Below are 23189 nucleotides of genomic sequence, written 5' to 3' on the forward strand. Positions count from 1 at the left end.
TACTCACCCTCTCGGGCTTTCCTCCGGGCGCTTCCCTTCGGTGTTTCCGACTCTATCAGACCCTTTCGGATCCGATTCCCGGTCGGCGGGATTTGCCTCAAGGCTTTGCGGGCTTTCGTCCGTCGGCCTTTCGACATTCACTACGTTAGCCGATTCCCTCGGGTTCTCATAATCGAGTTCCGCGGGTTCGAATTCAGGCATGCGAGCACACCAAAATGCGACCCCAGCAAGGGGAAGTCGTGGGTAGTGGGTGGCCGCTCCGGCTGCTGGCGATTGCCGTACCCGGTTCAGCGGCTTGGGCTACATTACGCACCTTCCGGGGACGCGTCAACTTGAGCGGCGCCTGGGTGCGTGGGCCCTGTAAGGGCTCACCGTCGGGTCGTTGGCGATCCAGAAGCGCCAGGGGTGGACGCCTCCGTCGCCCGAGACTCCCGTGCGTGGACCGTTGCGTACCTGGTCGCGGGCGATCGGAGTGCCCGTCAGCATCTTCAGCGGCGTCTCGCCGGCGGCACACGCGTCCGTGCCGTCAAGGGCCCGGCCCACGTCCAGCGCCGTGGCCAGACGTGCCGGCCCTTTGGCCAGTTCCTTGTCATTTCGGGCTGAAAGTCGACGTTTACGTGCGAGCTCGGCGCCCTCGACGACCTCACCGGCACGCAGCAGGACGGCGCTCGCCGTGCCGTCGGGACCGCAGACGAGGTTCATGCAGAACCACATGCCGTAGGTGAAGTACACGTACACGTGTCCGGGGGGACCGAACATCACGTCGTTGCGGGGTGTGCGACCGCGATAGGCGTGCGAGCCGGGGTCGTTCGGACCGTCGTACGCCTCCACCTCCGTGAGGCGCACCGCGATCGGGCCGTCCGGGGTCGACCGCACGAGGATGCGGCCGAGGAGGTCGGGGGCCACCTCCAGGACGGGGCGGTCGAAGAACTCCCTGGGGAGTGGCGTACGGTCCGGGGGCGCGATCATGGCGTACGAGCGTAGTCCAGTCGGGTGTGTGCCAAGGGCTGGCCAAGGGTTCCCCCCATTGCCAGGGTGTGGCGCGGAACCGGTCGCGCGCGGAGCGCGTTTGTAGGGATCAAGGGTCCGCACGCAGAGGTCCATAGATAGGGAGTGTCATGGCGTTCAAGAGGCTGCTCGCGAGTCTGGGGGCCGGCGGGGCTTCGGTGGAGACGGTGCTCACCGAGGTCAACGTCGTTCCGGGTGGCGTCGTCCAGGGTGAGGTGAGGATCCAGGGCGGGTCCGTGAACCAGGACATCGAGGGGCTGTCCGTGGGCCTGCAGGCGCGGGTCGAGGTGGAGAGCGGCGACGAGGAGTACAAGCAGAACATCGAGTTCACCAAGGTGCGGCTCGGTGGCGCCTTCCAGCTGCAGGCCGGAGCCGTGCACGCGGTGCCGTTCGGGCTCGAGATCCCCTGGGAGACGCCGATCACGACGATCGACGGACAGGCGCTGCGCGGGATGCACATCGGTGTGACGACCGAGCTGGAGATCGCCCGCGCCATCGACTCCGGTGACCTCGACCCGATCAACGTGCACCCGCTGCCGGCCCAGAAGGCGATCCTGGACGCGTTCATCCAGCTGGGCTTCCGCTTCAAGAACGCCGACATGGAGCGGGGGCACATCCGCAACACCCGGCAGCAACTGCCGTTCTACCAGGAGATCGAGTTCTTCCCGCCGTCGCAGTACCGCGGGCTGAACCAGGTCGAGCTGAGCTTCGTGGCCGACGGGCACGCCATGGACGTCGTCCTGGAAATGGACAAGAAACCGGGCCTGTTCAGCGAGGGCAGCGACACCTTCCGGTCGTTCCAGGTGGGTCTGCACGACTACCACGGGACCGATTGGGCGGCATACCTCAACCAGTGGCTGTCCGAGGTCGGCAGCCGGCGCAACTGGTTCTAGGCTCAAGGTCTACCGAACCATCCGATCAGGAGGTACCGAGGTGACCGAGCTCAAGCGGCGGCCGCTCCCCCATGACTTCCACCCGCCCGTCCCGTCGTTCACGGTGACGAGCGAGGACATCGAGGAGGGGGCCACGCTCCAGGACGCTCAGGTCCACGCGGCCGGCAACACCTCGCCGCAGCTGCGGTGGGACGGCTTCCCGCCCGAGACCAAGAGCTTCGCCGTGACCTGCTACGACCCGGACGCCCCGACGGGCAGTGGGTTCTGGCACTGGGTCGTGTTCGACATTCCGGCCTCGGTGACCGAGCTGCCGGCGGGTGCGGGCAACGGCAAGTTCGAAGGGCTGCCCGAGGGTGCCGTACAGGCGCGCAACGACTATGGGACGAAGGACTTCGGCGGTGCCGCCCCGCCGCCCGGTGACGGCCCGCACCGGTACGTGTTCACGGTGTACGCGGTGGACCAGGAGAAGCTCGGTCCGGATTCCGACGCCTCTCCCGCCGTCGTCGGCTTCAATCTGCGGTTCCACGCGATCGCGCGCGCCCAGCTCATCGGTGAGTACGAGAATCCCGCCGAGGACTGACACGGTATTCGCGCAGTCGAGCGTTCATTGAACGTTTGCCCGCCTCTGGTCTTGGAAGTGATCGGAGGCGGGCATTTTTTATTGCGTTGTCCATCTCGGCGCGCCCGTCCAGAGTTGATCCCAGCCTGCCGGGGGGTGGGCGGCCGCACACGGGAGGTGGGCTGGATGCGTGACACGCTGGTTCTGAACGCGAGCTTCGAGCCGCTGTCGACGGTGACGCTGAACCGAGCCGTTGTTCTGGTCCTCCAGGACAAGGCCGTCGTCGAGCAGGCCCACCCCGAGCTGCGTATGCGGGGTGCCGATGTGGACATACCCGCGCCCCGGGTGATCAGGCTGTGCCGATACGTACGGGTGCCGTTCCGAAGACGAGCGCCGTGGTCGAGGCGGGGTGTGCTGGTGCGCGACCGGCACAGGTGCGCGTACTGCGGGAGGCGGGCGACGACCGTGGACCACGTGGTGCCGCGGGCGCAGGGTGGTACGGACTCGTGGCTGAACACGGTGGCGTCGTGTGCGGAGGACAATCACCGGAAGGCCGACAGGACGCCTGAGCAGGCGGGTATGCCGTTGCTTCGGCAGCCGTTCGAGCCTTCGCCCGCCGATGCGATGTTGCTGTCACTGGGGACCGAGGAGCTTGCCGCGCTGCCTGACTGGTTGGCTCGGGAAGCTGCCTGACTGTTCGCCGTAGGGCCTCGAGTTCTTCGTCGGCCGCCGGTCGGTCTGTCGCGCCCACGCGGCGGAGCCGCATATGGACACAGCCCCGCGCCCCTGACGGGGCGCGGGTGACCGCATGTTTTCATGGCGCCCTCAGTCGATCTGGGGCTTTTCCCTGCGTTCCGTTCCCGCGGGGGGCGTTGAACCGTTGCCGCCCGAACCTCCTGCGAGGGGGCCGAAGTTGCCCATCGCGCCGGAAAGGCCCTTCAGGGCGTCGCCGATTTCGCTGGGGACGATCCAGAGTTTGTTGGCATCGCCCTCGGCGATCTTCGGGAGCATCTGGAGGTACTGGTAGGAGAGGAGCTTCTGGTCCGGGTCGCCGGCGTGGATGGCCTCGAAGACCGTACGGACGGCCTGGGCCTCGCCCTCGGCACGCAGAGCGGCGGCCTTGGCCTCACCTTCGGCGCGCAGGATCTGGGACTGCTTCTCACCTTCGGCGGTGAGGATGGCGGCCTGGCGCGTACCTTCCGCGGTGAGGATGGCGGCGCGCTTGTCACGGTCGGCGCGCATCTGCTTCTCCATCGAGTCCTGGATGGAGGTGGGCGGTTCGATGGCCTTCAGCTCGACGCGGTTGACGCGGATGCCCCACTTGCCGGTGGCCTCGTCGAGGACACCGCGCAGGGCCGCGTTGATCTCCTCACGGGAGGTGAGCGTGCGCTCCAGGTCCATGCCGCCGATGATGTTGCGGAGCGTGGTGACCGTCAGCTGCTCGATCGCCTGGATGTAGCTGGCGACCTCGTACGTGGCCGCGCGCGCGTCCGTCACCTGGTAGTAGATGACGGTGTCGATGTTGACCACCAGGTTGTCCTGGGTGATCACCGGCTGGGGCGGGAACGGGACGACCTGTTCGCGCAGGTCGATGCGGTTGCGGATGGTGTCGATGAACGGGACGACGATGTTGAGTCCCGCGTTGAGCGTCCGCGTGTAGCGGCCGAAGCGCTCCACGATGGCGGCGCTGGCCTGTGGGATGACCTGGATTGTCTTGATCAGGGCGATGAAGACCAACACCACCAGGATGATCAAGACGATGATGATCGGTTCCATCGTCGCTCCCCGTACCCCTCTCCGCCGCGCGCTTTCGGCAGAAACTTGTGTCTGTTGAAGATCTTGCTGGTCGAGTCTGACAGACGCTCGTGCAACTCGTGGGGTGTTCCGGCCAGTTGAGTCGTGCGAGGTCACAACACGATCGCGGTGGCCCCCTCGATGTCCACGACGTCGACTTCCTCACCCGCTTCGTAGGAGCGGCCGGCGTCGAGTGCGCGCGCGGACCAGATCTCTCCGGCGAGCTTGATGCGCCCGCCCTTGCCGTCGACGCGCTCCAGGACGACGGCCTGTCTGCCCTTCAACGCGTCCACGCCCGTGGCGAGTTGGGGGCGTTGTGCGCTGTGCCGGGCCGCGATGGGCCGTACGACGGCGATGAGGGCGACCGAGACGACGACGAACGTGAGTACCTGGACCACGACGTCGAAGCCGAGGCCCGCGACGCCCGCGGCGGCCACCGCGCCGACCGCGAACATGCCGAACTCCGGCATCGCGGTCACCACGAGCGGGATTCCGAGCGCTACGGCGCCGACGAGCCACCACACCCATGCGTCGATGTCGTTCACATGGTCATGGTAGGGCCGCGGATCGTGCCGCGGACAGGGCGCGTACGGGGTCAGGACAGGGGCAGGCCCTGGGCGGTCCAGCGTTCGCCGACCTGCTCGACGACGAGCGGGAGGCCGAAGCAGCGGGAGAGGTTGCGGGAGGTGAGCTCGAGCTCCAGGGGACCGGCGGCGAGAACCCTGCCCTGCCGGATCATGAGGACGTGGGTGAAGCCGGGGGCGATCTCCTCCACGTGGTGGGTGACCATGATCATGGAGGGGGCGATCGGGTCGCGGGCGAGCCGGCCGAGGCGGCGTACGAGGTCCTCTCGGCCGCCGAGGTCGAGGCCGGCGGCGGGCTCGTCGAGGAGGAGCAGCTCGGGGTCGGTCATCAGGGCGCGGGCGATGAGGGTGCGCTTGCGCTCGCCCTCGGAGAGGGTGCCGAACTTCCGGTCCAGGTAGTCGCTCATGCCGAGGCGGTCGAGGAAGGCGCGGGCGCGCTCCTCGTCGACGGCCTCGTAGTCCTCCTGCCAGTGCGCGGTCATGCCGTACGCGGCCGTGAGGACGGTCTCGAAGACGGTCTGGCGCTTGGGGAGCTTCTCGGCGAGGGCGATTCCGGCCACACCGATGCGCGGGCGCAGTTCGAACACATCGGTGCCGGGCTTGCCCAGGGTCTCGCCGAGGATGGTGGCGGTGCCCTTGCTCGGGTACAGGTAGCTGGAGGCCACGTTCAGGAGCGTGGTCTTGCCGGCGCCGTTGGGACCGAGGATGACCCAGCGCTCACCCTCCTTGACCGACCAGGAGACCTGGTCCACCAGAGCCCGGCCCTCGCGGACCACGGATACGTCCTGAAGCTCCAGAACATCGCTCATGAGCGCGTTGTCTCCCCTTGCAGTGTGGCCGGTCTCGGCGCTGTCGCGTTCACCTGTGGTCGGAGCGCCGCGCCGGTGGGCGCAGCCCCGATGAAATCTACGCCACCAGTACCGCGGTCCATTCCATCGGTCTGGTCCTTAGGGTGGGGGCATGCTCTCGGAACCACGTTCAGGACGCCTCGCCGCTTGGGGAAATGCCCTTTTGGCCGGACTTGCCTCTCCGGACGACACCGTGCACGCCATCGTCGGCGACGACGCGGTGCACCGGCTGGAGGGGCTGCCGGGTGAGTCGGCGCCGGTCGGGCTCACACTGGCGCTCGGGCGGCTGCGCACGCTGGGGGTGACCGGCCTGCGGGTGGCGCTGCCCGCGCCGGGGCATCCGCTGGGGCTGAGCGGACCGCCGGAGTTCAACGCGCGGGCACTGGACGCCGAGGAGGCGGTGATCTGTTACGGCGCCGCGTTCGGGCTGGTGCCGGAGGTGTACGAGGCCGGGCCCGACGGTGATGTGCATGTCGAGGTGGTCTGGCACTGTCTGCCGGTGCGGGAGGCGCCACCGGCCGATGTCCCGTCGCTGAGCGAGGCCGAGCGGGAGTTGGCGGAGGCGTTGCGCGAGGCGACGGACGTGCTGTCGCGGCTGGACGTCGCCGGGTCGGGCCCGGTGGCGGAGGCGGCGATCGACGCGTACCGGGCGCGGGCCGAGCGCGGGCGGGAGGTACTGGCGCCGGGGTATCCGCCGCGGGCGGTGCGCGTCCTCGAGCTCGCTCAGCGGGTGGGGCTGCTGGTCTCGCTGGCGACGGAGAACGGGCACGGTGGTGCGGTGAGCGCGTCGGAGATGGCAGCGCGGGGGGCCGCGTTGCGGCCGGTGGAGCGGACGGCTCGGCGGGCGCTCGTCGCGGCGTACAACTCCGTTGTGGAGGAGCGGGAGCGGGGAGTGGGGTGAGGGGTGAGGGGTGCCGTTCTGGCCGGGGGCGTTGGTGTGGGCGCTCCCGGGGGCTGCCGCTACCAGACCCCCGCTTCGGCCTGAACGGCCTCGTCCTCGAACGCCGGACGGGCGGATTGATGCCGGCCGCGGTCGAGGAGGCGCCCCCGCGGGGTGGTTCAGGTTGTTCGGGCGGCATGCCGACGGCCTCCCGGGTGCTCCCGGAAGGCCGGAGGTCGTGTTCGCCGAGCGGCGGAACCTCAGTGGTTGAGGCCGAGGTTGCCGAAGGCGGGGTTGAGGACACCGATGACGTTCACGGTGTTGCCGACGGAGTTCACCGGAACGTGCACCGGGACCTGGACGACGTTGCCGGAGACGACTCCCGGAGACCCCTCGGCGGCGCCGGCGGCGTGCGCGCCGTCCGTGGCGGAGGCCATCCCCGCACCGGCGGCCAGCAGGCCACCGGCCACCATCGTCACGGCCGCTGCCTTCTTCAGGTTCTTCACTTCTGAGCCCTCCTTGGCGTTCGCCGCGGCACTCGCCGCAGCACGCACTGGAGAACGGTGGAGATCCACGGAGGATGCGCCATCCGGGTGACATTCCCACGACGGTATGAATCTCAGCCCGCAGGGCGACGCTCCGGGTTGCCGTCCGTGAGGCGGTGCGGAGGGCGTTTCAGCCGGTCACGCCATGGCGTACGGCCCACAGGGCGGCCTGGGTGCGGTCGGCGAGGTCGAGTTTCATGAGGATGTTCGAGACGTGTGTCTTGACCGTCTTCTCCGACAGGACCAGGGCGCGGGCGATCTCGCGGTTGGAGCGGCCGTCCGCGATCAGGCCGAGCACCTCGCGCTCCCGCTCGGTGAGCGAACCGCCCCTGCCCTGGCCCGCGTTGGCCTCCTCCTGGGAGAGCAGGGCGCCGGCCACCTCCGGCTGGAGCAGGATGTGCCCGGCGTGCACGGAGCGGATGGCGCCGGCGAGCGCGTCGGGGTCCACGTCCTTGTAGACGTATCCGGCGGCGCCCGCGCGCAGGGCCGGCACGACGGTGCGCTGCTCGGTGAAGCTGGTGACGATCAGTACGCGCGCGGGGTTGTCGAGTTCGCGGAGTCTGCGCAGCGCGTCGACGCCGTCCATGACCGGCATCCTGACGTCCATGAGGACGACGTCGGGCCGCAGTTCCTCGGCGCGGGCGACGCCCTCGGCACCGTCGGCGGCCTCGCCCACCACCTCGATGTCGTCCTGTACTTCGAGGAAGGTGCGCAGGCCCCGGCGGACGACCTGGTGGTCGTCGACGAGCAGCACCCTGATTGCGTCAGCCACCGGGGACCTCCAACTCGATCGTCGTGCCCTTCCCGGGCTCCGATTCCACTGTCAGCCTGCCGCCGACGCCGCTCGCCCGATCCCGCATGGAGACGAGGCCCAGATGACGTCCCGCGCGGCGGACGGAGTGCGGGTCGAAGCCGCTGCCGTCGTCGGTCACCCGCAGGACGGCTCCGCAGCCGCGGCGGGTCAGGGCCACGTCGACGTGCTCCGCCCCCGAGTGCCGCAGCGCGTTGTGCAGGGCCTCCTGGGCGACCCTCAGTACAGCCGACTCCTGGGCGGGGGGCAGGGCGCGGAAGCTGTTGCAGGTGAAGGTCACGCGCGCGTTGTGGGCACGGTCGAGGACCTGGATCTGGGTGCGCAGGGTGGCGACGAGCCCGTCCTCGTCGAGGGCGGCGGGGCGCAACTCGACGACGGCGGCGCGCAGTTCGTCCGCGGCCTCGGCGGCGAGCGCGGCCACCTGCTGGAGCTCTCCCTTGGCGCGGGAAGGGTCACGGTCGACGAGCCGGGCCGCCGCCTGAGCCGTCAGGCGCAGGGAGAACAGCTTCTGGCTGACCGCGTCGTGCAGTTCGTGGGCCAGCCGGGAGCGTTCCTCGGCGATGGTCAGCTCACGGCTGCGCTCGTAGAGGCGGGCGTTGGTGAGGGCGATGGCGGCGTGCTGGGCGAGGATTCCGAGGAGTTCCTCGTCCTCCTCGGTGAAGCCGCACGTTCCCTCTGGTTCCGGACTCGGCGGGTGTGGCGGCCGGCCCACCACAGGACGCAGCTTGTTGGCGAGGAACAGTGCGCCGAGGATCTCGTCGCCGTCGCGGATGGGCAGGCCCAGGAAGTCGGACATCTCGGGGTGAGCGGCCGGCCAGCCCTCGAAGCGGGGGTCCTTGCGCACGTCGGCGAGACGCTCCGGCCTGGACTCGTGCAACATCGCGGCGAGGATGCCGTGCTGGCGCGGGAGCGGGCCGATGGCCTTCCACTGGGCGTCGCTGACGCCGTCCACCACGAACTGCGCGAAGCCGCCGTGGTCGTCCGGCACGCCCAGTGCGGCGTACTGCGCGTCGAGCAGCTCACGGGCCGAGGCGACGATCGTCTTGAGGACGTCGCGCACCTCGAGGTGTCTGCTCATGGCCAGCAGCGCGGAACTCACCGCGGCGAGGCCGGACCGGGGGCCTTGACTCATGACTTCACGGTACCGGCGGGGTCCGACAGCACGGATCGGACCTGTGACGGCCGGGTCCGGTCCGGTGGGCGTAGGGCGGGTGGCCTAGGTCCGGGGGCCCGGACCGGCGACGTAGGCCGAAGGGCCCCGCCGTATTGCGGCCCGCGTCCGAGGCGGCCGGGGCGGTGCCCTTCCTAGGTTGGGGGGACCGCTGGTCGGAGGCGGGTGAGACCGAGGGGACGGTTGTCATGCCGGTAGCGATCATCACGGGGGCCTCGAAGGGGCTGGGGCGGGCGCTCGCCGAGGCGCTGGCCGCGCGCGGCTGGGATCTGGCGCTCGACGCCCGGAGCTCGAGGACGCTCAGCGAGGCGGCGGCGGCCGTAGCGGCGCACGGCACGCGTGTGGAGGCGGTGCCCGGGGACGTCACGGACGCCGGGCACCGCCGCGATCTTGTGGCCGCCGCGCGCGGTCTGGGCGGTGTCGATCTGCTGGTGAGCAATGCGAGCGCGCTGGGTGCCGAGCCGCTGGTCCGGCTCGAGGAGCTGCCGCTCGAGGGGCTGCGGCGAGCCCTTGAGGTGAACGCGGTGGCCGCACTGGGCCTGGTCCAGGAAGCGCTGCCGCTGCTACGGGAGTCGGCGGCGGGCACCGTGATCGCGGTCAGTTCGGACGCGGCCGCCGAACCGTACGAGACGTGGGGCGGCTACGGGGCGTCGAAGGCGGCCCTGGACCAGCTGGCGGCGGTGCTGGGCGAGGAGGAGCCGGGTCTGCGGGTGTGGGCGGTGGATCCCGGGGACATGGCGACAGACCTCTATACGGCGGCCGTACCGGACGACGATGGTGCACGGCCCGCACCCGCCTCTGTCGTGCCGGCCTTCCTGTGTCTGCTGGACGAGCGTCCGGCGAGCGGTCGCTACGGGGCGCCGTGCCTGCTGGAGGGCAGGTGAGGACCTCTCTGCGGGTTCCGGGGGAGTTGTCGGCGCGGGTGCCGGCCGAGCAGCGTGGGCCGGGGCTCGGCCGGGACGCCGTACGGCTGCTGGTGTCGCGCGGGACCGAGGTGACGCACCACACGTTCGCCCAGCTGCCGCGGCTGTTGGAGGCCGGTGATCTGCTGGTCGTGAACACGTCGCCGACGCTGGCGGCGGCGGCGGACGGTCTGATCGGGCACGCGCGCGTGGTGGTGCACTTCTCCGTGCGCGGGGACGACGGTCGGTGGGCGGTCGAGCTGCGGGATCCGGACGGCCGTGGAACCACGCGCCCGCGTGCGGGGGCGCGTGCGGGAACAGAAGTGCGCCTGCCCGGCGGCGTACGGCTGGCTCTGGAGGAGCCGCTGACCCCGCGGGGCTGGCGGCTGTGGTGGGCGCGGGTGTCGGGGGCGGGGGTGGCCGGGCTGCTGCGGGAGTACGGGCGGCCGATCCGTTACTCCTATACGGAGCGCGACCAGCCGCTGTCGGCCTACCAGACGGTGTTCGCGCTGCCGTCGGCCGACGGGGCCGGCAGTGCCGAGATGCCGAGTGCCGCACGGCCCTTCACGGCGCGGATGGTGGCGGAGCTGGTGAGCCGGGGTGTGCAGTTCGCGCCGGTCACGCTGCACACGGGGGTGGCCTCGGCAGAGGCGCACGAGCCGCCGTATCCGGAGCGATTTGTGGTGCCTGCGGCTTCGGCTCGGCTCGTCAATGCCGTGAAGGCCGAAAAAGCAAGGCGCGAAGCGCTTCCTTGGAAGGGTCGTGGTGGGAGACGGGCGGGTGGCCGGGTGATCGCCGTCGGTACGACCGCCGTACGGGCCCTCGAGTCGGCGGCAGGGCCCGACGGCGTGGTGCGCACGGCGGGTGGGTGGACGGATCTGGTGGTCACGCCAGAGCGCGGAGTGCGGGTCGTGGACGGGCTGCTGACCGGGCTGCACGAGCCCGAGGCGTCGCATCTGCTGATGCTGGAGGCGGTCGCGGGGCGTGCCACGGTCGACCGCGGTTACGACGAGGCGGTGCGCGGGCTCTACCTGTGGCACGAGTTCGGGGACGTGCATCTCCTCCTCCCGTCGGAAGCCCCTCACACAGAGCATTGCGCCAGCAACTAGAAGTGAGAATGCTGCGCCTCCGATGTGAGCCCGCACATAGGGCCCACATCACGTACGAACGGACATAGGAGACAGAGGGGGCATCCCGAACGGGACAGACGTTCTAGTCTGTCCGGATTTGCCCCTACCTGATCCACTACCCGGCTTCGTACGTCACATCTTTGCCATGGCATTTTGCGGCCGCTAAGAATGGCTCACGTCGCTCGGCGCCGCGGGTTTGGTCCCGCGGCGTTCGTGCGGGCCGGAACCGAATCGCCCGCCGGACGTAAGAGCGACCTCCGCGCTATTCGAAGAGGTCCATCTGCCATGCCCAAGAACATCATCACTCGTGGTCACGGTCGAACGCTGACCAAGCAGCACAAGATCGGGATCGCCGGCGTCTGCACCCTCGGTGCCGCCGCCATCGCCGCCTCCGCAGTGCCCAGCAGCGCGGAGACGGTCACCACCGCAGCCCCCGCGACCACTGCGCACGTGGCCTACAGCACGCAGCAGATCAAGAACGTCAAGGCAGCGGTCACCGATCAGCTCGCGACCGAAAGTGTGAAGATCGAGGCCATTGCCGCGCAGAAGCAGGCTCAGGCCGCCACTGCCGCAAAGGCCGAGGCCGCCGTCGTCGCGAAGCAGAAGGCAGTTGCCGAGGCCGCCGTCAAGAAGGCCGTCCAGGCGCGCGCCGTGAAGCTGGCCGCCAGCCGTGCCGCCGAGCGCCCCCAGATCCAGCAGGTCGCGGCCAAGACCTACGCGAACAACCTGGACGGCTGGATCCGCGAGGCCCTGGACATCATGAAGAGCAAGGGCATCCCGGGCAGCTACCACGGGCTGCACAAGAACATCATGCGTGAGTCCTCGGGCAACCCGATGGCGATCAACAACTGGGACATCAACGCCATCAACGGCATCCCGTCCAAGGGCCTGCTGCAGGTCATCCCGCCGACCTTCAAGGCCTACCACGTCGCGGGCACGTCCTGGAACATCTACGACCCGGTCGCCAACATCACCGCCGCCGCCAACTACGCGGCCGACCGGTACGGCTCGATCGACAACGTCAACAGCGCGTACTGAGGTAGGCGCGGACCTCAGTCGTGAGCGCCGAAGGGCGGCACCCCGTCAGGGGCGCCGCCCTTCACTTGCGTACGGGAACCGCGCCGTACGGGAACCGCTACTTGCGCATGACCTCGGGCTCGTGCCGGCGCAGGAAGCGCGCCACGAAGAAGCCGCAGATCACACCGAGGGCGATCAGAGCGGCCATGTCCATGCTCCAGGCGCCGACGGTGTGCTCCCACAGCGAGTCGGTGCTGCCGCCGTCGCTGGGCGGGCTGATCTTGTTGAAGTCCAACGTGGCGCCCGCGGCCGCGACGGCCCAGCGGGACGGCATCAGATACGAGAACTGGTTGACGCCGACCGCGCCGTTCAGGGTGAACAGACAGCCCGTGAACACGACCTGGATGATCGCGAACATGACCAGCAGCGGCATGGTCTTCTCGGCCGTCTTCACCAGCGAGGAGATGATCAGGCCGAACATCATCGAGGTGAAGCCCAGCGCCATGATCGGCACCGACAGCTCGACCATCGTCGCGCTGCCGAACACCAGGCCCTTCTCCGGGATCTCCCGGCTGGAGAAGCCGATCACACCGACCAGCAGGCCCTGGAACACGGTGATCATGCCGAGCACGAACACCTTGGACATGAGATACGCCGAACGGGACAGGCCGGTCGCACGCTCCCGCTCGTAGATGACCCGTTCCTTGATCAGCTCACGGACGGAGTTCGCGGCACCGGCGAAACACGCCCCGACCGCGAGGATCAGCAGCACCGTGGTGGCCGTGCCGTTGGGGATGATCCGGCCGCTCTGCGGGCTGGGCGGGTTGGGCAGCAGGCCCTTGTCGGCATCGATGAGCAGGCTCACCGCGCCGAGCACGGCCGGCAGGATCACCATCAGGGCGAGGAAGCCGCGGTCCGACGCGATGACCGAGACATAGCGGCGCACCAGCGTGCCGAACTGCGACATCCAGCCCTGCGGCTTCGGCGGTCTGATCGCCTGCAGCGGCGGCATCTGTACGGACTGCGGGGCCACGGCGTCGATGTCCGCGGCGTACATCTGGTAGTGCTGCGAGCCCTTCCAGCGGCCCGCCCAGTCGTAGTCGCGGTAGTTCTCGAAGGCGGAGAAGACATCGGCCCAGGTGTCGTAGCCGAAGAAGTTCAGCGCCTCCTCCGGCGGGCCGAAGTAGGCGACCGCACCGCCCGGCGCCATCACCAGGAGCTTGTCGCAGATCGCCAGCTCGGCCACGGAGTGGGTGACGACGAGGACCGTGCGGCCGTCGTCGGCGAGGCCCCGCAGCAACTGCATGACGTCGCGGTCCATGCCCGGGTCGAGACCGGAGGTCGGCTCGTCCAGGAAGATCAGCGACGGCTTGGTGAGCAGCTCCAGGGCCACCGAGACACGCTTGCGCTGGCCGCCGGAGAGGGAGGTGACCTTCTTCTCCTTGTGGATGTCCAGCTTCAGCTCGCGCAGCACCTCGTCGATGCGGGCCTCGCGCTCCTCGGCCGTGGTGTCGGCGGGGAAGCGCAGCTTGGCCGCGTACTTGAGGGCCTTCTTGACGGTCAGCTCCTTGTGCAGGATGTCGTCCTGCGGGACCAGCCCGATGCGCTGACGCAGCTCGGCGAACTGCTTGTACAGGTTCCGGTTGTCGTAGAGGACCTCGCCCTGGTTGGCGGGCCGGTACCCCGTGAGCGCCTTCAGCAGGGTCGACTTGCCGGAGCCGGACGGCCCGATGACCGCGATCAGCGACTTCTCCGGGACGCCGAAGGAGACGTCCTTGAGGATCTGCTTGCCGCCGTCGACCGTGACGGTCAGATGGCGCGCGGAGAAGGAGACCTCACCGGTGTCGACGAACTCCTCGAGCCGGTCGCCGACGATACGGAACGTCGAGTGGCCGACACCGACGATGTCGTTCGGGCCCAGCAGCTGGGAGCCGCCCTTGGTGATCGGCTGGCCGTTGACGTACGTGCCGTTGTGGGAGCCGAGGTCGCGGATCTCCATCCGGCCGTCCGGCATCGCGTGGAACTCGGCGTGGTTGCGGGAGACCTGGAGGTCGGAGACGACCAGGTCGTTCTCCAGCGCACGGCCGATACGCATCACTCGGTCCAGCGAGAACTGGTGGAACGTGGTCGGGCTGCGGTCACCGTAGGCCGGCGGCGCCCCCGCGCCCCCACCGGGTCCCTGCTGCTGCGGGATCGACGGCGCCCCCTGCTGCGGCTGCTGCCAGCCGGCCTGCGGGGCCTGCTGCTGCGGTGCCTGCTGCGCCCAGCCGGCCCCCGCGCCCTGGGCGGCGTACGGCTGTTGCTGGGGCTGCGCGACGACGGCGGCACCGGCCAGGTTCAGGCGCGGGCCGTCGGTCGCATTGCCGAGGTGCAGGTCCGAGCCGGGGCCGATCTCCATCTGGTGAATCCGCTGGCCCTGTACGAACGTGCCGTTCGTGCTGCCGTGGTCCTCGATGACCCAACTGCGGCCGTTGAAGCTGACCGTCGCGTGACGCCAGGACACCCTGGCGTCGTCGAACACGATGTCACCCTGCGGGTCGCGTCCCAGGGTGTAAGGCCTGGACGGGTCGAGCGTCCAGGTCCGTCCGTTTGATTCCAGTACGAGTTCCGGCACTCCATGCCCCATGATTTGTCCCCCGAGTTGCCCCCATCGCAGGGAGTCTAGGGATGTCGAACATCGTGGGGAACTATTCCAGGCTCCGCCCCTTGACCGAAAGTCGGACCTTGTCACGAGCCTGCACCAGCGCTTCAACTCGCCCCGTTGACGGGGTTGAAACCTGACCGGAGAGTGGTAATCCCTCGCGAGGGGGACATGCGCGGCCGTCGGCCGCGCCGTGGATCGGGGGGTCTGCCATGAGTGCTGCGACGGACATCGGGACCGCGAGGCAGGGTGGGCGACTGCCGTGGGCGGACGTGCTGTTGTCCGCGATCGCGGCGGTGAGCTGGGCGTTGATCGGGATGGCGGGCACGGCCGCGCTCGGCCTGCACCTGCTCCAGGCGGACTCGGCGGGCTCACTGGGCCCGATGACAGCGGCAGTTGTGGCCCTGGGGGCAGGTGGTTCGGTCTCCCCGTCGGGCGATGTGTCCGCGTTCGGTCTCAAGGGCGCCGAGGCGCACACGGCCATCGAGATCACGCCACTGGGTGTGAGTCTGGTCGGGGCCCTGCTGCTGTCGTGGTTCTTCCTACGGTCCCTGCGCGCGGCCGGAGTTGTGATTGCGCCCGCCGAACTCCTCGCGCGCGCGGGCGCGGTGGTCGTCCTGTTCGTCGCGACGCTCGGCGGGCTGGCCTGGGCCGGGCACGACGTCATCACGATCGACGGCGGCTCGCTGGGTCTCGAGGACAAGCTGCCGGGCGGCGGGGCCGGTATTCCGGGGCTGGGCGACCTCGGGAACGTCGGCGGGCTGCTGCCCGACCGGATCGGCGACCTCGTCGGCGCGAAGGCGGCGGTCGGCTTCACCGTGGACACCGCGCCCACCCTCCTCGGCGGCCTCGGCTGGTCCACGGGCATCCTGCTGATCGCCCTGCTCGCCTCCCGCCGTACGCCGCTGCCGCGCGGCTGGGAAGCGGTGCACCGGGTCGTACGGCCGGCGGTCTCGGCGCTGGTCACAGTGCTGCTCGTGGCGGTGGTCGCCGGGCTCGCGGCGGCTGCGTACGCGGCGATCGGCGACGACCATCCGAAGCGGATCGCGGGCGCGGCTCTGCTCGGGGCGCCGAACGGGGTATGGCTTGGCCTCCCCATCGGCCTGTTCGTGCCATGGGACGGCAAGGCCACGGGCGCACTGGCCACGCTGCTGCCGGATCCCCTGGACAGGCTGCTGAGCGCACGGGCCGACGAACCGGTGACCCTGAGCCGCCTGGCCGAACTGGACGGACGGGTGTGGCTGCTGGCGGTGGCCGCGGCGGTGACGATGCTGCTGGCGGGGGTGCTGACGGCGGTCCGAACGCCGGTGGTGGGGGGTGGCGGGCATGTGGTGGGCCGTACACCCGGGGGCGCGAAGGGTGGCGGGGACATGGGCGCCCTCGGCTTCGCGGCGCGCTGCGCACTCCGGCTCGGGATCGCGACCGCCCTGACGCTGCCCCTGCTCGCCTGGCTGACGGACGTCTCCGTGGACGCGTCGCTGTCCGTCCTGGGCTTCGACGCGTTCGGTGCGGGCATCGAACTGCACGGCCACCTGGGTATGGCACTGCTGCTGGGGGCCGCGTGGGGTGCGGGCGCGGGGGCCGCCGGGGCGTTGCTGGCGTGGGTCAGCGGCTCCGCGGGATGGCGGGCGGCACCGCTGGCACGGGGCGTGGGTGAGACGGTCGCGTCACGCGGGTACGTCGACAAGGACTACGGCGGTCACAGCGACCACGGCAGTTACGGCGACGCAGTGAGCACCAGGCAGCCGGGGCCGTACTCGCCGGGCACGCCGTACCGGCCGCCGAATCCCGGGACGAATCCTTATCTGCGACTGCCGGATGAGTTGCGGACCCCGGGCGGCGGCCCGGAGGCGAGTGGTGGCGGGCCGACGGCGGAAGGCGGCCGGCCGGTTGCGGGTGGCCGAGGGCCGACGGCAGGTGGCAGCGGACCGGCGACGGGAGGCGGCGGGCGGATCCGGGGAGGCAGCCGGGGCACGGAGAGGCCGTACGACGGCCCCGGAACCCCTCGACCCCGCCCGCCCTACGACAACACCCCGGCCCCGGAGGAGGCATCGCCGTCCGGCGAACCGCCACCGGCGACCGATGTCCACGGCGCCCCGACCGTGGCCAGGCCCATCGCCCCGCCGCCCCGCTCTCCCGGACGGGGAGCACGCGACCGGCTCGACCCCTCCGACGACGGACCCCCTCCCCCGCCGCCACCGCCTCCGCCGGGGAGGCCGGAGGGGCGGGGCTGAGCCATGTACTCGTACGCCGGGGGGAACCGTGCGGCGTGGAAGATCAGAGAAGCCGGGGAAGCCGACGGTGCGGGGGTTGCGGCCTGTCACAGGCACGGCGTAGGGGGCCTGCCGTGCCGAAGGTCGGAGGAGCAGGTGGGGCCGTCGGGTGAACTGGGCGTGGGCAGGAGTGTGGTGTGGGGACGCGCGGTCGGGGCGTCCGGCGGGGTGTGGCTCAGAAGTAAGGCCGTCGACACCGGGCCGACATCCAATGTTCCGTGTCCGCCAGACGGACCGCACGGGCGGAGAGCAGGGGGCGCCGGATACGGTGGAGACACCATGAGCGCTTCGCAGACCTCCGAGGTCCCCACCCTCCTCGTCAAGATCTTCGGCAAGGACCGCCCTGGCATCACGGCCGGCCTCTTCGACACCCTTGCCGCGTACTACGTCGACGTGGTCGACATCGAGCAGGTCGTCACACGCGGCCGTCTGGTGCTCTGCGCGCTCGTGACCCAGCCGCCCGCCGGAGTGGAGGGCGATCTGCGGGCCACCGTGCACAGCTGGGCCGAGTCGGTGAAGATGCAGGCGGAGATCATCTCCGGGCGCGGCGACAACCGCCCGCGCGGTCTGGGACGTTCCCTGGTGACGGTCCTCGGCCACCCCCTCACCGCAGAGTCGACGGCCGCCGTCGCCACCCGGATCGCCAAGGTCGGCGGCAACATCGACCGTATCTTCCGGCTCGCCAAGTACCCCGTGACGGCAGTGGAGTTCGCGGTGTCCGGCGTGGAGACCGAGCCGCTGCGCACCGCCCTGGTGTCCGACGCCTCGGCGCTCGGCGTGGACATCGCGGTGGTGGCGGCGGGCCTGCACCGGCGGGCCCAGCGCCTGGTGGTCATGGACGTGGACTCCACCCTGATCCAGGACGAGGTGATCGAACTCTTCGCGGCGCACGCGGGCTGCGAGGACCAGGTCGCCGAGGTGACGGCGGCCGCGATGCGCGGCGAGCTCGACTTCGAGCAGTCGCTGCACGCGCGCGTGGCGCTGCTGAAGGGACTGGACGCCTCCGTCGTACAGAAGGTGCGCGGCGAGGTGCGTCTGACGCCGGGCGCACGGACCCTGATCCGCACGCTGAAGCGGCTCGGCTATCAAGTCGGCGTCGTCTCGGGCGGGTTCACCCAGGTCACGGACGATCTGAAGGAGCGCCTCGGACTGGACTTCGCCCAGGCCAACACCCTCGAGATCGTCGACGGAAAGCTGACGGGCCGGGTCACAGGCGAGATCGTGGACCGGGCGGGCAAGGCCCGGCTGCTGCGCCGGTTCGCCGCCGAGGCGGGCGTCCCCCTGTCCCAGACCGTGGCGATCGGCGACGGCGCCAACGACCTGGACATGCTGAACGCGGCCGGGCTGGGCGTCGCCTTCAACGCCAAGCCGGTCGTCCGCCAGGCCGCGCACACGGCGGTGAACTTCCCCTTCCTGGACACCGTCCTGTATCTGCTGGGCGTCACCCGCGAAGAGGTCGAGGCGGCGGACATGCACGACGAGGACTGAGCCGCTCGGGGCCCTCGGGGGGCAGAGGGCGGCCGCCGTCCCGTGACGTCACGGTCCCGGGACGGCGGGGCCTGGAGTCGTACGGGATCGGGGCCGGTCAGTCTTCCGGCTCCCAGTAGTCCACCAGGGTGCCCACGCCAGGTTCCACGGCCTTCCAGGAGCCCGTGAAGGTCAGGACGGCGAAGGCCGCGGCCGGAAAGCCGCGGAGGTTCATCCGGTCGCGGCTGTCGTCCTCGTCCGTGCCGGCGAGGATGCCGGCCAGGCCGTGCACCCCCGGATTGTGGCCGATCAGGACCACGTTCTGTGCGTCGTCAGGGACCTCGTTGAGCACGGCGATCAGCTCACCGGGCGAGGCCTCGTAGATCCGCTCCTCGTAGACGGTTTTCGGCCTGTGCGGGAGTTCATGCACGGCGAGCTTCCAGGTCTCGCGGGTCCGGATCGCGGTGGAGCACAGGGCCAGATCGAAGGGAATGCCGCTGTCGGCCAGCTTGCGTCCGGCGACCGCGGAGTCCATGCGGCCCCGCTCAGCGAGTGGCCGCTCATGGTCGGTCACCTGTGGCCAGTCGGCTTTCGCATGCCGGAAGAGGATGATCTTGCGGGGTTCTGCGACGCTCATGCGTCCCAGCTTCGCATGAAACAGGCCATGGGGCGCAGGGAGTTGACATGCGGATTTACCGCTCGCGGAGGGCTGTGCACCGGTGTGCGCTCAGTGTGCGAGCCACTGCTGGAGGCGCTCGAACAGGTGGCTGATGGCCGGATCGCCCGTGGCCGCCTGGGCGTCGGACGGGTTCAGTATCAGCATCAGCAGAGAGACGAAGGCGAGCGCCGGCAGAGCGAGGGCCCACCAGGGCAGCCGGAAGTCGACGCCGCCCCGGGTTGCCGGGTGGGTCCGGGTGTGCGTAGGGGCCGACATGATCGCCTCCGCTGGTCTCCGAGTGGTCCGTGACCCCCCTCTTGCGGCCACATCTCGAAGTTACGGAATCCGGCGCCGTCAACCCATCCGGTGATCCACCCACTTGACCCTGACACACACCCCCTAGGGGATGGGGGGCTAGCCCCACCATCGGCCGCCGGGGGCCGTGCTCAGGGGGACACGATCGTCGCGATGACGGCGATGACCACGAAGATGGCGAAGAACGAGCCGAAGACGAGCAGCATCTTCTTCTGGCTGTGCTGGGGGTTCGGATCGAGCACTGGCATGGGGCCAGTCTCGCACCCTTCGCCCGGACCGTATCGACCGGGGCGCCCCGCACCGGGTCGCTCCGGGCGACTCGCACCCCGTCGTCCCGTCAGCCTCCGGCCTCCTCCTCCACCGTCCGGTCGCGGCCCGCCAGCACGCCCACCGCCATCTGCGGGATCATCAGCGCGGCCATCAGGGCGATCGGCAGGCCCCAGCCACCGCTCTGCTGGTAGAGCACGCCGACCAGCAGCGGTCCCGGGATGGAGATCAGATAGCCGGTGCTCTGCGCGAAGGCGGAGAGCTGGGCGACGCCCGCGCCGGTCCTGGCCCGCATGCCGACCATGGTGAGGGCCAGCGGGAAGGCACAGTTGGAGACGCCGAGCAGCAGGGCCCAGGCCCAGGCGCCGCCCGCCGGGGCGAAGTACAGGCCCGCGTAGCCGGCCAGGCCGCAGACGCCCAGGACCAGCACGATCGGTCCCTGGTGCGGCAGCCGGGTGGCCAGGCGCGGAATGACGAAGGCGAGCGGTACGCCCATCACCATGGTGACGGCGAGGAGCAGCCCTGCCGTGCTCGCGGCGACGCCCGCGTCCCGGAAGATCTGCGCCATCCAGCCCATCGTGATGTAGGCGGCGGTGGCCTGGAGTCCGAAGAACACCGCGAGCGCCCAGGCCGTACGGCTCCGGGTGATCCGCAGCGGGGCCTGCGACCGCTCCTCCGCCTCCCGCGCCGATTTCGGAACAGGGGCCGTACCCCGGTCGCCCCGGTCCCGTACGAGCGGCAGCCACGGCAGTACGGCCGCGGCGGCGAGCGCCGCCCACACGGCGAGCCCGGAGCGCCAACTGCCGCCCAGCGCCTCGGTGATGGGCACGGTCACCGCGGCGGCGGCCGAGGTGCCCAGGGCGAGGGCCATCGAGTACAGGCCGGTCATGGAGCCGACCCGGTCCGGGAACCAGCGCTTGACGATGACCGGCATCAGGACGTTGCTGACCGCGATGCCCATGAGGGCGAGTGCGCTGGCGGCCAGGAATCCGGCCGTGGATCCGGTGTACGGCCGTATCAGCAGGCCGGCGGTGATGGCGACCATGCCCGCGCCCACCACGGCGGCCGGTCCGAAGCGGCGGGCGAGACGGGGTGCCATGACTCCGAAGACGGCGAAGCACAGCGGGGGCACCGAGGTGAGGAGCCCGGCCACGCTGCCGCTCATGCCGAGTCCGTCACGGACCTCTTCGAGCAGCGCGCCGAGGCTGGTGATGGCGGGGCGGAGGTTCAGCGCGGAGAGCATGATGCCGACGACGACCAGTCGCGTCGCCCACTCGCGCGTGGGCGACGCGACGCGGGTCGGGGGGCCGTCGGCATGCGCCATAGCGCCTTCGGCCGTGGATGTCGTCCGGGTGTTCTCGCTCGCCATGCCGACCATCATAGAATCATGGGATGATTGACCCCCATCCTCCGGGTGCGGACTTCCGGCCCCCGCGTGGGAAGGTGTGACATGGTCCTGAGCCACCCTCGTCGTTCGGCTCTGTCCGAGCAGGTCATCGCCGAGCTGCGGAACCAGATCACCTCGGGCGAGTGGCCGGTCGGCTCGCGCATCCCTACCGAGCCCGAGCTGGTGGAGCAGCTCGGGGTCGCGCGCAACACGGTCCGTGAGGCCGTCCGCGCGCTCGCGCACAACGGTCTGCTCGACATCCGACAGGGATCTGGCACATACGTCGCGGCGACCAGCGAGCTGGCGGGCGTGATGCACCGCCGCTTCGCCGGGACGGACCCTCAGCACATCGCCGAGCTGCGCTCCACACTGGAGGCGGGCGCGGCGAGGCTGGCCGCCGAGCGGCGTACCGAGAAGGACCTGAAGCAGCTGGACACTCTGCTGCTGCGGCGCGAGGAGGCGTGGGACTCGGGGGACGCGGAGGTCTTCGTGACCGCGGACGCGACGTTCCATCTGGCGGTGGTGGCCGCATCCCACAACGACGTCATGACCGCGATGCACGCCGACCTGGGCGAGGTGCTGCGGGACTGGTTGCGCGCGGACGTCGGCGACGTCATGACGCCCGAGACGCACATGGACCACGCGCGGCTGGTCGACGCGATCCGCGCGGGCGACGCGGAGGCGGCCGCGACGGAGGCCGCGAGCTACCCGTTCCTGTGCCGTCCCGGCCGGTTCAGCCGGCCCTCTGGTGGCTGACCCACACAGAGCGGACGTCCTCCCAGCACCGGCCGGTGAGCCGTACGGTCATCGCGGGCCCGGCGTCGACGGGGTCGGTGTCGGTGTCCAGGTCCCACCAGCTGTCGCACTCGATGTGCAGGCTCACGCGGTCGACGTCGACGTACGGGTTGTGGCAGTAGGCCATGACGTGCGAGCCGTGGACGGTCGTACGGCACTCCGCTCCGAAGAGGTGTGGCGCCGCTCCCTCGTTCCTCACGCGCGTGTGGGGCATCGCCTCGTACGGCAGGGACAGCACGAGGGCGACGGCCACGGTCGCCGAGGCCAGGCTGTGGGACAGACGCACAAGGGGACCTCCTCGGCCGTGCTGGGGAGGGCATTCACGAGATGGACTCGTACTCAAAAGAGTGCGCTGTTGTCGCACGTCCGCGCCCGGCTGGTGAGCCGAACGGGTGACCCGGGACAGGGGTGAGGCCCGTACCCGGGAGGGGTACGGGCCTCGTGAGCCGGTGCTGCCTCTGAGGGCGGCGATCAGGCGCCGATGGCGTGCAGGCCGCCGTCCACGTGGACGATCTCGCCGGTGGTCTTCGGGAACCAGTCGCTCAGCAGGGCGACCACACCGCGGCCGGCCGGCTCCGGGTCCTTCAGGTCCCACTCCAGGGGGGCGCGGGTGTCCCACACGGACGCCAGCTCCGCGAAGCCCGGGATGGACTTGGCGGCCATGGAGCCGATCGGGCCCGCGGAGATGAGGTTGCAGCGGATGTTCTGCTTGCCCAGGTCGCGCGCCATGTAGCGGTTGGTCGCCTCCAGGGCGGCCTTGGCGGGGCCCATCCAGTCGTACTGCGGCCAGGCGTACTGCGCGTCGAAGGTGAGGCCGACGACGGAGCCGCCGTTCTGCATCAGGGGCAGACAGGCCATCGTCAGCGACTTCAGGGAGAACGCCGAGACGTGCATGGCCGTGGAGACCGACTCGAACGGCGTGTTGAGGAAGTTGCCGCCGAGCGCGTCCTGCGGCGCGAAGCCGATGGAGTGCACGACGCCGTCGAGCCCGCCCAGCTCCTCACCGACGACGTCGGCGAGGCGGCCGAGGTGCTCGTCGTTGGTCACGTCGAGCTCGATGACCTTGGTGGGCTTGGGAAGCTTCTTGGCGATGCGCTCGGTCAGCGTGGGCCGCGGGAACGCGGTCAGGATGATCTCCGCGCCCTGCTCCTGGGCCAGCTTGGCGGTGTGGAAGGCGATGGAGGACTCCATCAGCACACCGGTGATCAGGACGCGCTTGCCCTCGAGAATTCCGCTCATGGTGA

Annotated in this window: 24 protein-coding genes; 10 read left to right on the forward strand and 14 right to left on the reverse strand. The window is 70.3% G+C overall.

Annotated features, from left to right (window positions below):
* Positions 1-327 precede the first annotated feature (327 nt).
* A complete protein-coding gene (locus IEZ19_RS27770) occupies positions 328-969 on the reverse strand; it encodes a DNA-3-methyladenine glycosylase (protein ID WP_189314047.1) in 642 nt (213 codons plus the stop codon).
* Positions 970-1118: 149 nt separating this feature from the next.
* Here IEZ19_RS27770 and IEZ19_RS27775 point away from each other — a divergent pair, with 149 nt between their 5' ends.
* From IEZ19_RS27775 to IEZ19_RS27785, 3 genes are all read left to right on the forward strand, one after another.
* Positions 1119-1901: a sporulation protein gene (locus IEZ19_RS27775; RefSeq protein WP_189314048.1), complete on the forward strand. Its 783-nt coding sequence runs from the start codon at positions 1119-1121 to the stop codon at positions 1899-1901.
* 40 nt (positions 1902-1941) lie between these two features.
* Positions 1942-2481, forward strand: coding sequence for a YbhB/YbcL family Raf kinase inhibitor-like protein (locus IEZ19_RS27780; RefSeq protein ID WP_189314049.1), 540 nt, complete (start codon positions 1942-1944; stop codon positions 2479-2481).
* A 165-nt stretch (positions 2482-2646) separates the two neighbouring features.
* A complete protein-coding gene (locus IEZ19_RS27785; RefSeq protein WP_189314050.1) occupies positions 2647-3153 on the forward strand; it encodes an HNH endonuclease in 507 nt (168 codons plus the stop codon).
* Positions 3154-3285: 132 nt separating this feature from the next.
* On the opposite strand, the gene IEZ19_RS27790 is transcribed toward IEZ19_RS27785, so the two are convergent.
* The 3 genes from IEZ19_RS27790 to IEZ19_RS27800 all read right to left on the reverse strand — a co-directional run bounded on the left by IEZ19_RS27790 (position 3286) and on the right by IEZ19_RS27800 (position 5647).
* The gene (locus tag IEZ19_RS27790) at positions 3286-4236 is read right to left on the reverse strand and encodes an SPFH domain-containing protein (RefSeq protein ID WP_189314051.1); all 951 of its coding nucleotides are present in this window, start codon (positions 4234-4236) and stop codon (positions 3286-3288) included.
* Between the two features lie 131 nt (positions 4237-4367).
* Positions 4368-4799, reverse strand: a complete 432-nt coding sequence (locus tag IEZ19_RS27795) for an NfeD family protein (RefSeq protein ID WP_189314052.1) — start codon at positions 4797-4799, stop codon at positions 4368-4370.
* 50 nt (positions 4800-4849) lie between these two features.
* Positions 4850-5647, reverse strand: coding sequence for an ABC transporter ATP-binding protein (locus tag IEZ19_RS27800; RefSeq protein ID WP_189314053.1), 798 nt, complete (start codon positions 5645-5647; stop codon positions 4850-4852).
* A gap of 151 nt (positions 5648-5798) precedes the next feature.
* On the opposite strand from IEZ19_RS27800, the gene IEZ19_RS27805 reads away from it, so the two are divergent.
* Positions 5799-6587, forward strand: a complete 789-nt coding sequence (locus IEZ19_RS27805) for an Rv1486c family protein (RefSeq protein WP_189314054.1) — start codon at positions 5799-5801, stop codon at positions 6585-6587.
* 239 nt (positions 6588-6826) lie between these two features.
* Here IEZ19_RS27805 and IEZ19_RS27810 read toward each other — a convergent pair whose 3' ends face one another.
* From IEZ19_RS27810 to IEZ19_RS27820, 3 genes are all read right to left on the reverse strand, one after another.
* Positions 6827-7072, reverse strand: coding sequence for a chaplin (locus IEZ19_RS27810; RefSeq protein WP_189314055.1), 246 nt, complete (start codon positions 7070-7072; stop codon positions 6827-6829).
* A 169-nt stretch (positions 7073-7241) separates the two neighbouring features.
* Positions 7242-7883 carry a response regulator gene (locus IEZ19_RS27815; protein WP_189314056.1) on the reverse strand — a complete coding sequence of 214 codons (642 nt, stop codon included), beginning with the start codon at positions 7881-7883 and terminating at the stop codon, positions 7242-7244.
* Positions 7876-9054, reverse strand: coding sequence for a GAF domain-containing sensor histidine kinase (locus IEZ19_RS27820; RefSeq protein WP_189314057.1), 1179 nt, complete (start codon positions 9052-9054; stop codon positions 7876-7878). The genes IEZ19_RS27815 and IEZ19_RS27820 overlap by 8 nt, the downstream gene beginning before the upstream one ends.
* A 227-nt stretch (positions 9055-9281) precedes the next feature.
* Between IEZ19_RS27820 and IEZ19_RS27825 the strand changes: the two genes are divergently transcribed.
* From IEZ19_RS27825 to IEZ19_RS27835, 3 genes are all read left to right on the forward strand, one after another.
* On the forward strand, positions 9282-9977 hold the full coding sequence (locus IEZ19_RS27825; RefSeq protein WP_189314058.1) for an SDR family NAD(P)-dependent oxidoreductase: 696 nt from the start codon (positions 9282-9284) through the stop codon (positions 9975-9977).
* Positions 9974-11104, forward strand: a complete 1131-nt coding sequence (locus IEZ19_RS27830; protein WP_189314059.1) for an S-adenosylmethionine:tRNA ribosyltransferase-isomerase — start codon at positions 9974-9976, stop codon at positions 11102-11104. The genes IEZ19_RS27825 and IEZ19_RS27830 overlap by 4 nt, the downstream gene beginning before the upstream one ends.
* A 306-nt stretch (positions 11105-11410) precedes the next feature.
* Entirely contained in the window at positions 11411-12163 is a 753-nt protein-coding gene (locus IEZ19_RS27835) for a transglycosylase SLT domain-containing protein (RefSeq protein ID WP_189314060.1), read from the forward strand.
* Positions 12164-12260: 97 nt separating this feature from the next.
* Here the strand turns inward: IEZ19_RS27835 and IEZ19_RS27840 are convergent, their stop codons facing one another.
* A complete protein-coding gene (locus tag IEZ19_RS27840) occupies positions 12261-14768 on the reverse strand; it encodes an ABC transporter ATP-binding protein/permease (protein WP_189314061.1) in 2508 nt (835 codons plus the stop codon).
* 227 nt (positions 14769-14995) lie between these two features.
* Between IEZ19_RS27840 and IEZ19_RS27845 the strand changes: the two genes are divergently transcribed.
* Positions 14996-17017 carry a streptophobe family protein gene (locus tag IEZ19_RS27845; protein ID WP_189314062.1) on the forward strand — a complete coding sequence of 674 codons (2022 nt, stop codon included), beginning with the start codon at positions 14996-14998 and terminating at the stop codon, positions 17015-17017.
* Positions 17018-17335: 318 nt separating this feature from the next.
* On the forward strand, positions 17336-18544 hold the full coding sequence (serB, locus tag IEZ19_RS27850; protein WP_189314063.1) for a phosphoserine phosphatase SerB: 1209 nt from the start codon (positions 17336-17338) through the stop codon (positions 18542-18544).
* Positions 18545-18641: 97 nt separating this feature from the next.
* Here serB and IEZ19_RS27855 read toward each other — a convergent pair whose 3' ends face one another.
* The 4 genes from IEZ19_RS27855 to IEZ19_RS27865 form a co-directional block, all read right to left on the reverse strand.
* Positions 18642-19160 (reverse strand): SixA phosphatase family protein, encoded by a 519-nt coding sequence (locus IEZ19_RS27855; protein ID WP_189314064.1) that lies wholly within the window; start codon positions 19158-19160, stop codon positions 18642-18644.
* Between the two features lie 90 nt (positions 19161-19250).
* Positions 19251-19457, reverse strand: coding sequence for a hypothetical protein (locus IEZ19_RS27860; protein ID WP_189314065.1), 207 nt, complete (start codon positions 19455-19457; stop codon positions 19251-19253).
* 170 nt (positions 19458-19627) lie between these two features.
* Positions 19628-19744 (reverse strand): SGM_5486 family transporter-associated protein, encoded by a 117-nt coding sequence (locus tag IEZ19_RS52660; RefSeq protein ID WP_268248677.1) that lies wholly within the window; start codon positions 19742-19744, stop codon positions 19628-19630.
* An 89-nt stretch (positions 19745-19833) separates the two neighbouring features.
* On the reverse strand, positions 19834-21087 hold the full coding sequence (locus IEZ19_RS27865; RefSeq protein ID WP_373297061.1) for a CynX/NimT family MFS transporter: 1254 nt from the start codon (positions 21085-21087) through the stop codon (positions 19834-19836).
* Between the two features lie 126 nt (positions 21088-21213).
* Here IEZ19_RS27865 and IEZ19_RS27870 point away from each other — a divergent pair, with 126 nt between their 5' ends.
* Complete coding sequence (locus IEZ19_RS27870; RefSeq protein WP_189314067.1) at positions 21214-21906, forward strand: FadR/GntR family transcriptional regulator; 693 nt, start codon at positions 21214-21216, stop codon at positions 21904-21906.
* Here IEZ19_RS27870 and IEZ19_RS27875 read toward each other — a convergent pair.
* Both IEZ19_RS27875 and fabI read right to left on the reverse strand, forming a co-directional pair.
* Complete coding sequence (locus IEZ19_RS27875) at positions 21884-22231, reverse strand: hypothetical protein (protein WP_189314068.1); 348 nt, start codon at positions 22229-22231, stop codon at positions 21884-21886. The genes IEZ19_RS27870 and IEZ19_RS27875 overlap by 23 nt on opposite strands.
* A 185-nt stretch (positions 22232-22416) precedes the next feature.
* Positions 22417-23184 (reverse strand): enoyl-ACP reductase FabI, encoded by a 768-nt coding sequence (gene fabI, locus IEZ19_RS27880; protein ID WP_189314069.1) that lies wholly within the window; start codon positions 23182-23184, stop codon positions 22417-22419.
* Positions 23185-23189: the final 5 nt, after the last annotated feature.

This window comes from Streptomyces brasiliensis (assembly GCF_014647875.1).
Lineage (GTDB): Bacteria > Actinomycetota > Actinomycetes > Streptomycetales > Streptomycetaceae > Streptomyces > Streptomyces brasiliensis.